This is a genomic window from Mesorhizobium sp. WSM4841, from assembly GCF_055811515.1.
Window position 1 is genome coordinate 96,027 of sequence record NZ_JBVVQC010000022.1, and the last position, 12,353, is coordinate 108,379.

Below are 12,353 nucleotides of genomic sequence, written 5' to 3' on the forward strand. Positions count from 1 at the left end.
GCAAAACGCAATGCGCTGAATCGCTTGGTGCATTCTATTCAACGAACACTTTCACGCTGGCCGCGCGCCCGGCCGCGTCGATCACGGTCAGGGTTGAATAGCCGGCGCCGTCCGGCTGCCAGGTCGCGGTGCGCCGCCGGTCGATGCCGACCAGCGGCTTGCCATTGGCCAGCCAGCGGAACGGGGCGCGGCCGCCTTGCAGCTTTAGCACAAGCGGCGTGGCGTCGGCGGCAGTGGTGCCGAGATCGACGCGGGCGCCGTCGGGCGGAAAAATGATCGTCGGCGCGGGCTCGGTCGACGTCGCCTGGACCAACCCGTCGGCGCCAGAACCGAAGCGCGCCAACGTCACCGGCAGTTCGTCGCGCCTGGGTCTGACGACGCCGGCCGGCTGGCTTGGCAGCGGCACGGCAGCCAGGCCGGAGCGGACAAAGCCCTCGAACAGGATCGGTGCGGCCGAGACATAGCCGGACAGGCCAGGCACCGCGCCGGCATCAGGACGGCCGACCCAGACGCCCAGCACGTAGCGCCCGTCGAAGCCGACCGACCAGGCATCACGGTAGCCGTAGGAGGTGCCAGTCTTGTAGGCGATGCCGCGCCGGGCGGCACCCTCGGGCGGCTTGACGCCCGACAATATGTCGGTGATCTGCCAGTTCGCCTGATTGTCGAGGATGGAAGCGGTGGAGCGTTCGGCATTCGCCGGCTCGGTGCCGTCATGCAGCGTGTGCGCCTTGCCGCCATTGGCAAGCCCGGCATAGAGCTGGACGAGGTCGCGCAGCGTCACGCCGACGCCGCCAAGGCCGATGGCGAGACCCGGCGCCTTGTTGATGGGCAATATCGGCGCGACGCCGGCTTGGCGGAAGCGCGCGAGCAGCCGCGCCGGCCCGACCGCGTCGAGCACACTGATCGCCGGCACGTTGAGCGACAGTTGCAGCGCCTGCCGAATGCTGACGTCGCCCTGGTAGTCCATGTCGAAATTCTTCGGCCGGTAGCCGGAAAAATCGGTCGGCCTGTCGTCGATCAGTGTTTCCTGCGCGACCAATCCCTGTTCGAAGGCGAGCCCGTAGATGAACGGTTTCAGCGTCGAACCGGGCGAGCGGACGATCCTGGTCATGTCGATCCAGCCGGAGCGGCTGGCGTCGAAATAGTTGGCAGAGCCGACTTCGCCGAGGATCTCACCGGTGCGGGCGTCGGCCAGCACCATGGCGACGGAGAGGCGGGGGCCGAGCCTGGTTGCGGCATCCCTGGCCACCTGTTCCAGCCCCTCCTGGACGCTCTTGCGGATCGTCAGTCGCAGCTTCTGGCCAGGAACGGCCCTGGGCAGCATCGCATTGGCGGCATGGGCGGCGAGCGCCGGCAGCGTGCGGCGGATGGCGGAAACGTCGTCGAGCGCGGCGCGTGCGGCCTCGCGCTCGCCGAGCAGGCCTGACGAAACCATCCGCATCAGCACCCGGTCGCGGGCGGCGTGGGCGATTGAAAGGTTGCGGTCGGGCCGGCGCTTTTCCGGCAATTGCGGCAGCGCGACGAGCAGGGCCGCCTCCGAGACCGTCAGCCGCTTCGGCTCCTTGCCGAAATAGGCGAGCGAGGCGGCGCGCACACCTTCGAGATTGCCGCCATAGGGGGCCAGCGTCAAATAGCGTTCGAGGATCTCGCGCTTGGTGAGCCGCCGCTCGACCTGTAGGGCGCGCAGCATCTGCTTGACCTTCGAGCCAAGGCTGCGGCTGTCGCGCGGTTCGGTCAGCCTGGCGAGCTGCATCGACAGTGTCGAGCCGCCGGAGACGATACGGCCATTGGCCACGAACTGGCCGGCGGCGCGGGCCAGCGCCAGCATGTCGACGCCTTCATGGTCCCAGAAGCGCTTGTCCTCATAAGTCACCAGCATGTCGACGAACTGTTTGTCGACCTGATCGAGGCGAGTGGCGAGCCGCCAATAGCCGTCCGGCGTGGCGAAGGCCCGCAACAGCTGGCCGTCGCGGTCCTGCACTTCGGTCGACACCGTCAGCGCCGCCGGCAGTGGCGGCGGAAAGGCGCGGTCGAGCTGCCAAAGCCCGCCCGCGGCGATTGCCGCAAAGCCGGTGAGGGAGGCGGCGGCGATGGCCAAACGGCGCAAGATTTTTCGGGAGAACACGTTCGCCACCATTGGCGCCTTACGGCGCCTTGACCTCCATCATGCCGGTCGCGGTGCGGGCCGAATATTGCGGCCGGTACATGTCCTCGACCGTTGCCGCCGGGTGGGCATAGGTGCCCGGCGTCACCGCGCGCACGACATAGGCGAGCGTGATGTTGCGGTCGCCGTCGCCATCGTTCGGATTGAAGGCGGCGACGAAACGGTCGTCGCGGAATTCGAGATGGGCGGCGTCGGTCTGTGCCAGCCAGGAGAAGTTCGACAACTGGGCGCTGGAAACCAGGCCCGGATTGTCGATCTCGAAGCCGGCCGGCAGCAGATCAGTGATCACCAGACGCGACGGCCATTTGTTCTGCTCGTAGACCTTGAGCACGACGACATAGCGTTCGTTCTGGGTCGCCTCCGTGACATTGGCTTCGGTGCCGTCGAGCTTGTAGTAGGTGCGGCCGATGGTGAAGCCGTTGCCGCTGGCCGGCAGCGGCTGGATCGGCGAGGCCACCGTGGTGACGACCGCCTGCAGCGGGTTGCTGCCGGTGTTGGCGACGGTCAGTGGACTGTCGGCAAGGTCGCTGCCGGCGATCTGGTCCGAATAGGCGCCGGCATGCGGCGCGCCGTTGATGGTCAGCGCGATCGAATCGTTGCCGGCCTTCAGTGCGCGGGCCGCCAGCAGCATCCAGGACTCGTCCTGCGTGCTGATCCATCTGACGGCGGCGCGTTCCTGCGTCACCCGCCTGATCAGCGCCGGCACGATCGTCGGTACCGGCTTCGATTCGGCGGCGAGCGCCAGCATCGCCGCGCCGTCACGCAGCGGCGAGCCATAGTCGGACCTGTAGTAGTCGTATGCGGAGGTCGACTGGGCCAGTTGCAGGGCGGCCTGGAAGGCGGCTTCCGAGCGCTGCGTGTCGCCGTAGAGCGCCAGGCCCGCCGCCAATTGGGCGACGGCCATCGGGCTGGAAAAGGCTTCGAGCTGTGTGTCGGCATAGTAGCGCAGATCGCCGATCGAGGCCTTCTTGTTGCGGGCCAGCACATAGAGCGCATAGGCGATCTCACTGCCGCGATCCTTGACGTCCTGGTCGTAGCCGATCGCGTTTTGCAGATTGCTCAGCGCCTGGTTCATCGCCTGGGCCGGCACGTCGTATTTCTGCTCGCGCGCCCGGGTCAGGAAGTCGGTGACATAGGCGTCGAGCCACAGGTCGCCGGAGCCCGGACCCCACAGGCCGAAGCTGCCGGCCGACGCCTGGTAGCTCAGCACCTTGTAGATGGCGTCCTGGATGCGGCCATGCAGGTCGGCGTCGCTGGCCATGCCGACGCCCGAGGCCATCTCGTTGACATACAGAAGCGGCATGGCGCGGCTGGTGGTCTGCTCGGCGCAGCCGTAGGGATAGCGGTCGAGCGTCATCAGGAGCGACGGCACGTCGAAGGCCGCCGCCTGCGAAACGCCGACGCTGACCGAAGCGCCGTCGAGCAGGCTTGCCGCCAGGAGCTCCTTGTCGACGCGCAGCGACCCGCCATTGCCCTTGAGGTCGACCACCATGCGGGTGGTCACCGGCAATTGCGCCGGGCGCACCGGCACATAGAGCGTCTGCTCGACAGCGGTGCCGTCGGCATGGGCGAGCTTGATGGTGATCGAGGCGTCACCGGGCGTTTCAGCGATCAGCGGCACGGTCAGCGTCTGCCGCTTGCCCTTGGCGAGCGTCAGCTTTTCGGGCAGGGCGGCACTGCCGGTCGAAAGATTGCCGGTGGTGTTTATCGACAGTGCATAGTCGCCCTCCGGACCGTCGGTGTCGGTGACATCGAGCCGCATGACGGCCGAATCGTCGGGCGCCAGGAAGCGCGGCAAGCCGGCGGTGATCACCACGGGATCGCGCACGATCACGTCGGACTGGGCATGGCCGACCCCGTCCTCGGTCCAGGCGACGGCCATGACGCGCACGGTGCCGTTGAACTGCGGGATGTCGAAGTTGATCCGCGCCTTGCCGTCGGCATCGAGCTGAACCGGACCGGAGAAGAAGGCGACCAGCTTTTCGGTCGGCGGGTTGCCTTGCGACTGTATGTTGGCGCCGTCGCCGCCGGTGCGCAGCTTGCCTGACGTGCCCAGCGAGCCGTCGATCAGGCGGCCGTAGAGGTCGCGTACTTCAAGGCCGAGCATGCGCTGGCCGAAGAACCAGGTCTCCGGATCCGGCACCTTGTAATTGGTCAGATTGAGAATGCCGACATCGACGGCCGCGACCATGACATAGGCGTTGGCGCCCGGCTGCACGCCGGCCACAGAGACCGGGATCGACAGCTGCTGGCGTGGCATGGTCTTGTCCGGCGGCGTCAAGGTGACGGCGAGCTTCTTGGAGCCCGGATCGACCTTCAGCCATTTGACGCCTATGGCGCGCGCCGGCATGCGGGTTTCCTGCGCATCGCCCGGCCTGAACAGCGTTGCCGTGACATAGGCGCCGGCGCCCCAGTCGTCGCCGACCGGGATGTCGATGGTGCTACCGCCGGCCGGCACGCTGGCTGTGACGGTCTTCAAGAGTTTGTCGGCGCCGATGGTGACGAGCAGCTCGCCGGCAAAATGCGGCGACACTTTGAGCTTGGCCACTTCGCCCGCCGCGTAGTTGTCCTTGTCGAGGGCGATTTCCAGGCCGTCAGGCGTTTCGGTTGTGGTGGAGCTGACATACCAGCCGGCGTCGAATTCGTAGCTGGTCGCCGGGCCTTCCGGGTCCGAGGTCTCGATTTCGAGCCGATAGCGGCCCCAGTCGACCGGCAGCGAGACGGTGGCCTCGCCGTTAGCGGTCAGGTCGACCTGGCCGTTGGCCACCGACTTGGTGAAAGTGACCGGCTCATAGTTCCAGGAATTGCTCGAGCGGTACCATTGGTAATTGCGTTCGACCTTGACCAGCGACCATTGCGCGCCCTGCAACGCCTCGCGCTTGCCGTCGGGGTCAACGGCAATCAGGCTGAACTTCGCCGTGCCGCCTTGTGGCACCTCGTCACCGTCGAAATCCGGGCGGATGCCGATCATGTGGCCTTGCGGCCGGATGCCGATGTTGAGCGAGCGCTCGACGGCGCGGCCGCCGGTCTCGCGCATCCTGACCGTAACCTTGGCATCGACCAGTTTGGTGGTCGAGGGCAACTGGTCGACGGAAACCGGGAAGGTTGCGTTGCCGTCTTCACCGACCACCGGCAGGCCGGTGAACGGCGTGACTGACGGTTCCGCCGACTGCTCGTCGGCGAGGCCGAAGGAATAGCCCTTGAAGCGGTCCCAGTCGCGGATGGTCGACAGCGTCAGTTCGCCTTCGAGCGCCAGCCCCGCGGCCGGCGCGCCATAAAGGAAGCGGCCGTCGACGGTGACGTTGGCAGTTTCGCCCTGCGCGATCTCCTGCTTGTCTGAGGACAGGTCGAACTCGATGCGATCCGGCACGAAATCCTCGACCAGGAACATCTGGCTAGCGACCGCCGCCTGCTTGGGGTCGGTGTGGATCGCTACCGTCCAGGTGCCGCGCATGGCGTTGGGTTCGAGCGGCAGGTCGACGGCATGGCCGCCGGCCGACACGCCATCGCTGACGATGCGGCGGTTCTCGACGCCGTCGGGACGGGTGAAGATGAAGGTCAGCGGCAGGTTCTCGACCGCCTTGGCGGCGCCATCGCGGGCAAGCGCCGCGACATGGACGTCCTCGCCGGCGCGGTAGATGCCGCGTTCGGTCCAGGCATAGACGTCGAGCGCGCCCGGCGCCGGACGCCCGGTGACGCCGCGATCGGAAAGATCGAAGCCGGCGCGGCCCATGTCGAGGAAGACGAAGTCGCTGTCACCCTGCTTGGCTGTCAGCACGGCTGGGACCATGCCGCCGTCGCCGCGCGTCAGTCCAGGCTTGAAGACGGCGCGGCCTTCCGCGTCCGTGGTTGCGGTGCCAAGGATTTCATTGTTCCTTGCCAGCAGCGTCAGTTCAGCACCTGATATCGGCTTGGCGGTTCCGAGCGAACGGGCAAAGACGTTCAGCCCATCCTGCCCGGTATAGGTCGACAGGCCGATATCGGAGACGACGAACCATTGCGTGGCGCGCGAATCATAGTCGTTGTCATTCTCGTCGACCGGTTGCGCGGTCAGCACATAGACGCCGGGCTTGCGCTGCGGCAGCGCTTCGTCGACTGGGAAGGAGGTGGTGACTTCCTTGTTCAGGTCGTTGGCGATGTCGAGTTGACCTTGCCAGACCGGCTCGCCCATCTGATCGGAAATGTTGGAGATGTCGTAACCGTCAAGCTGGCGCAGGAACTGATAGCCGGACAGAAGCTGGGTCAGCGAGCGGTCGCCGATGCGATAGAGCTTCATTTCGGCGGCGCTCATGTTGACGGTGACGACCGGGATGCCGCGGCGCACGCCGGCCGGCAGCACGAAACTGTCGCCGGTGAAACGAGCGGACGGGGCGCGGTCCTGCACATAGATCGACAGCACCACCGGGGTGGTGATCACCTCGCCGATGGCAGCCGGCAGGCCGGGGCGGAAGGTCACGTCGTAATGCTGGCCGTGCTCGAGCCCTTCGACGCAGATCTGCTTGTCCTTGGCCTCGACACCCTTGGGGGCGGCATTGTCGACGGTGACGAATTGCGAATAGTCGACGCCGGTCTTGACCAGGTCCTCGGAAAACTGCGCGCAGATGCGCGGCGCGCTGGTGTCGGCGTCAACCGTGTGATCGACAACGCGGAAGCCCTTGCGGGCCTTGAGGTCCTGATAGGCGGCCGTGACCCAAGGCGAACTGACCAGCGCGAGGCTCGCTTCGTAGGCCTGCAGGGCCGGCCGGGGGAGGTCGCGGCGGTCGAGCCCGTCGCCAAGCAGTGCCAGCGCTTCGGCCCGCGTTTTTGTGGTGCGCAGCAATTTGTAGGCGTTGAAGCCGGCGGAGGTGGCGTTCGCCGGCAGGGTGGACGCCTCCGCGCTGTTGGCGGTCGGCTGCACGGCGAGCGTTTCCCGCGCCAGTTCGAGCCAAAGCTGGCCATCTTCGGGCAATACCGAAACCAAAGCCTCGTATTTTTGGATGGCCAAGCGGTGATCGCCGGTCTGCGACGCTTGTTTTGCCGCCTCCCGCAGCGCCGTCAGCCCTTCGGTGGGCTTGGTGTAGGCCGGGCCCGTGAGCCTGTTGCGGTATTGCTGGGCCTGGTCGGCCATCCAGGCGGGGAAGAAGGCGAGGTCCGGCGGCGCGCCGATATCGGGGTCGCCATCGACGTTGACGACCTTGCCGGCGACGGCGCCGTTGAAGGGCTTCAGCGTGTTATAGTCGGATTTGAAAAAGCACCATTTGACTTTGGGGTTATAGGTGAAGGCGCGGCAGGCGGGATCGCCGAGACATGTCGTCTTGCACTGGTCGAGGCTGACATTCTGGTCGGATCTGAGATCGAAACCGAAATAATCGGAATTGCCCGATGTCACCACCCGGCGCGCTTCGGCCGCTTGCGCGACACTGCTCCAGGCGAAAAAGAGAAGAAAAAAGATCGACAGACCACGAGCCGCGCGCATTGCCATAACACCCTCCAGACACTGCTTACGTTACGTCTACGTTTCGTCCAGACATGTTCAAGCTCAGTCACGCTTGTCAACACGAGGACGCGGCAGGTTCCGCCTGCCAACGGTTTCCTTTCCGGCCGATGACCGGTAGTACCTCCATAGGACAGGGATCACGCATTCTTGCGGCGACGCAGAAGGTGTGAATTCCAAGCCCTGTCCATTTCAGACAATTGGATTGTGGCTCCTTTACGAGCAATTCAGAACTTCATTCCAATTTTAGCTTTGGCAGCTAGTGTAGAGTTGTAATGTCGGCGTATGAAAGGCAGATGTCGGGAGGAACCGCGCCACGGCGTGTGCTTTCGCACGCCCTGCTTTTCGCCTTGCTGTGCTCGACTGCATTGGTTGCCGCGAGCGGAAATGCGGCCGCTTTCGAGATCTTCGGCATCAAGCTGTGGGGATCGTCAGAGGACGAAGACGCCGACATCGTCGATCCGCTGCGCTATGCGGTGACCATCGAGGCGCCCGACGCCGACGAGGACCTCGCCGAGAAGCTCGAAAACGCCTCGGCGCTGAAGGACGACGAAGAACGTCCAGTCTCTGGTTCGCTCGGCCTGCTGGCCAAGGCGCGTGGCGACCGCGATCAGCTTGTCGCCGCACTTTACGCGGACGCCCGCTATGAGGGCGTCGTCACCATCACCATCGAAGGCAAGCCGCTCGACGATTTGCCGCCCGACGCCGAATTTTCGGGTCCGCAGCCGATCCCGGTGGTGATCAACATTGCGACCGGGCCGAAATTCACGCTTGGCGACATCAGGCTGGAGGGCGATGCGGCGGGGCTGGCGGACGCCGATTTCGGCCTGATCGCCGGCGGCGATGCCGGTTCCGGTGCCGTGCTCAAGGCCGAGGCGTCGATCGTGCGGGCGCTCAAAGAGGAAGGCAGGCCGCTGGCCAAGGTGACGGACCGCGAGATTGTCGCCGACCACGCCACCTCGACGCTCGACGTAACGCTGACCGTGGCGGCCGGGCCGGTTGCCGGCTACGGCGACACCACGGTCGAGGGCACCGAAAAGGTCGACCGCGATTTCACCGAATATATGACCGGCCTGAAGCGAGGCCGCCAATATTCGCCGGAAGAGATCGACGAAGCGCGCGACCGTCTGCTCGGGCTGGAAGTCTTCAACAGCGTGACGCTGAAGGAGGCCGACGGTCTCGACGCCGACGGCAACATCCCGATCGGCGTCGAAGTGAGTGAGCGCAAGCCGCGCTATTTCGGCCTTGGCGGCACCTTCTCCAACACCGAAGGGCTCGGCCTCGAAGGCTATTGGGGCCACCGCAACCTGTTCGGCCGTGCCGAAAAGCTGCGCATCGAGGGCGCAATCAGCGGTATCGGCAGCAATGAGTTTACCGAGCTCAACTACAATGCCGGCATCATGTTCGAAAAGCCGGGAGTCGTCGGGCCGGCGTCGAAATTCTTCGCCGGCGTCGGCACCATATTAGAGCATCCCGACGCCTACGACAATTTCTCGGTCAAGGGCAACATCGGCCTGTCTTATGAACTCGACAAGCAGCAGACGGTTTCCGCGGAAGTCGCGCTCGACTATTCGAAGATCACCGATTCTTTCGGCAAGCACACCTATCTGATTGCCAGCGTTCCGCTGCGATATGTCTATGACAACCGCGACAACCGGCTGAACCCGACGACGGGATTCAGGGCGCTGGCCTATGCCGAGCCGAGCTACGAGATTTTGAACGGTGCGGCCTTCGTCAAGCTGAGGGGCGAAGGATCGACCTATCAGTCGCTCGACACGGCTTCGAAATTCATCCTGGCCGAACGCGTCGCCATCGGCTCGATCATCGGTGCCGGCCTTCAGGATGTTCCGGCCGACCAGCGCTTCTATTCAGGCGGCGGCGGCTCGGTGCGCGGTTATGCCTATCAGGGCATCGGTCCGAAGGACGCCGACGGACAGCCGATCGGCGGGCTTTCGTTGTTCGAGACCTCGGTCGAGATGCGCATCGCCATCACCGACACGATCGGCTTCGTGCCGTTCGTCGATGCCGGCACCGTCTCGACCAGGCAATTCCCAGATTTTTCTGGCATGAAGGTCGGCGCCGGCGTCGGCTTGCGCTATATTACGCCGTTCGGACCGCTGCGCATCGATGCGGCGGTGCCGCTCAACCGGGGTCCCGATGACCCGCATTTCGGCATCTATGCCGGCATCGGGCAGGCGTTCTGATGACAATGGTCAAGCGCATCCTCCGCATTGTCCTTTTCGCGCTGCTCATCGTGGTGGCGGCGGTGGTCGGTGCGCTCGTCGTGCTGACCAAGACCGAGCGCGGCCGCGACAATCTCGCCGGCATCATCTCGACCATGGCGTCGACCGATGACCAGAAGGTCAGGGTCAGCGGCATCGACGGCATCTGGTCCGGCGCGCTGACTGTCAATCATGTGGTGCTGGAGGATCGCCAGGGCGCCTGGCTGGTGGCGCGCAAGGTGGCCGTCGACTGGTCGCCGCTGGCGCTTCTGTCGAAAAACTTCAGCGCCGGCCGCATCGCCGCCGATCGCATCGAGCTGGCGCGGCTGCCGGTGGCCGGCACCCAGCCGAGCCAAGGTGGCGACACCACCCTGCCGGTGTCGCTCGACATCAAGCAGATCGACCTGCCGGAAATCGCGGTCGGGCAGGCGCTGGCCGGCAGCGGTATCGCAGAGCTCGCGGCCAAGGGTTCGTTCAAGGCCGACGCGGCGCCGTTGGCGCTAGAAACCAGCCTCAACATCACCCGCCACGACGGCAAGCAAGGCAAGGTCGACGCCAACATCCATTTCGCGCCCGCCGACAATAAGCTCGACCTCGATCTGAAGGCATCCGAGCCGGCCGGCGGCATCATCGCCAATCTGCTCAATTTGCCGGATGCGCCGCCGGTCAACATCGTCGTCACCGGCACGGGGCCGGTCGCCAACTGGAGCGGCATCGGTACCTTCGTCGTCGACGGCCAGATCGTCACCCAGCTGACCGGTCGCCACCAGCTCACCGACAAGGGCAACTATGTCGAGGCCAAGGGCGACGGCGACTTCCAGCGCTTCATGCCCGACAATCTGAAGTCCTTGTTTGCCGGCAAGACCAGCTTCGACCTTGCCGGAACCGCGATCGTGACCGGCGGCGTCGAAGTCGAGCGCTCCAGCATCAACAGCGATGCCGTGCATGGCACCGCTGCGGGCATCATCGATCCCAATGGCGCCAGCGACCTTTCGGTGGAGCTCGCCGCCAAGGGCCCACCAATCGTGCTCAGTCTCGGCACTGCGGCGCAGCCGGTGACCGTCGCGATCACCGGCGCCACGGCCCGCGCGTTCGGCGGCGGCAAGGCGCCAATAGTCGACATCGGCGCATCGCTGGTCTCGGTGGTTGCGGGCGGCACGCGGGTGGACGATCTGGCGGCTGAAATCCATTCCGACGGCTTCGACATCCAGGACCTCAGCGGACCGCTCACCATCAAGCTTGCGGCCGGCGGCCTCAACACCGACGTGGCGACGCTGGCGCCGCTGGTGACCGGCAGGGTGACCGCCGACCTCGCCGGGTCGGTCAGCAAGGACGAGATCGTCGTCGATCAAGGCACGCTGCGCAGCGATGCGCTCAATGCCTCGGTGACGTCCAGGGTGACGCTGGCCGATTTGGCGATGACGCTCAAGATGAATGCCGATGCCGTCTCGACGGCGCTGCCGCCGCAGATCCGCTCGGTTCTCGGCGAGCGTGTGACATTCTCGGCGACTGCGACCCGCGACCCGCAAGGTTCCTTTGCCGCCAATGCGCTGCAACTCACTTCGGGCTCGCTCAGCGCCAGCGGCACCGCCAGCGCGACGGGCACCGACATCCAGGCCGACATCAGGGGTACGCTCGGCGACGTTTCGGTGCTGTCGCCGATGGTTGGCGTACCGGTCGGCGGGGCCGTCGATTTCGCGCTGACGGCGAGCGGCGCGCGCACGGCGCCGGATTTCTCGGTCTCGGCCGACAGCGACAGCCTGACGGCGTCCGGCCGTACGGTCAAGACGATCAAGCTGGCGGCCACCGGCAAGGCCGACATTGCCAATCCCGCCGCCGATGTCTCACTAACCGGGTCCGTCGACGACCAGCCGCTCGATCTCAGGGTATCGTTGGTGACGCGTGACGGAAAGCGTTCCCTCAACGGGCTTAGCCTGTCGCTGGCCGACAACAAGGTCTCGGGCGATCTCGCTCTCGACGACAGCTTGCTGCCGCTCGGCACGCTGACACTCGAAGCGCCCGATATCGGGCCGCTGGCCGCACTTGCCGGGCAGACGGCGGCAGGCGACGTGCAGGGCAGCATCCGCCTCTCGAGTGATGGTGGCGCGCCGACGGTCGCGATCGATCTGACAAGCGGGTCTATTTCGCGCGGCGATCTGGCGGCAAAGACCATCGCCGTCAAGGCGCTGGTTGCCAACTATCTCAAGGCACCGGCGATCTCCGGCACGATCAAGGCTGAAACGGTCACTTCGGGGGCCACCGTGATCAGCGGCATCGGTGTCGATTTGAAGCGCGAAGGCGATTGGACAGGCTTTTCCGGCGGCGCCACCGTCAAGGACATTCCGGCCATGGTCGAAGGCAGGGTGAAGATCGCCGACGGCACGACAAGTGTCGAGATCGCGTCCGGCGAAGCGACCATTCGCGGCATCAAGGCGGCGATCGCGCAGCCATCGAGCTTAAACATCGCCAATGGCACGGCCAGCATTGAGAAGCT

General features: G+C 65.5%; 4 protein-coding genes. 2 read left to right on the forward strand and 2 right to left on the reverse strand.

All coding sequences use genetic code 11. The features are described 5' to 3' along the window. Nucleotides 1-34: 34 nt before the first annotated feature. Together pbpC and AC0L14_RS23380 are read right to left on the reverse strand one after the other, a co-directional pair. Nucleotides 35-2,137: a penicillin-binding protein 1C gene (gene pbpC / locus AC0L14_RS23375; RefSeq protein ID WP_473750882.1), complete on the reverse strand. Its 2,103-nt coding sequence runs from the start codon at nucleotides 2,135-2,137 to the stop codon at nucleotides 35-37. Between the two features lie 7 nt (nucleotides 2,138-2,144). Then, entirely contained in the window at nucleotides 2,145-7,625 is a 5,481-nt protein-coding gene (locus AC0L14_RS23380) for an alpha-2-macroglobulin family protein (protein WP_473750883.1), read from the reverse strand. Between the two features lie 287 nt (nucleotides 7,626-7,912). On the opposite strand from AC0L14_RS23380, the gene AC0L14_RS23385 reads away from it, so the two are divergent. Together AC0L14_RS23385 and AC0L14_RS23390 are read left to right on the forward strand one after the other, a co-directional pair. Next, nucleotides 7,913-9,841 (forward strand): autotransporter assembly complex protein TamA, encoded by a 1,929-nt coding sequence (locus AC0L14_RS23385; protein WP_473750884.1) that lies wholly within the window; start codon nucleotides 7,913-7,915, stop codon nucleotides 9,839-9,841. After that, nucleotides 9,841-12,353, forward strand: a 2,513-nt coding sequence (locus tag AC0L14_RS23390; RefSeq protein ID WP_473750885.1) for a translocation/assembly module TamB domain-containing protein, incomplete at its 3' end; no start/stop codon positions are given. The genes AC0L14_RS23385 and AC0L14_RS23390, both read left to right, overlap by 1 nt.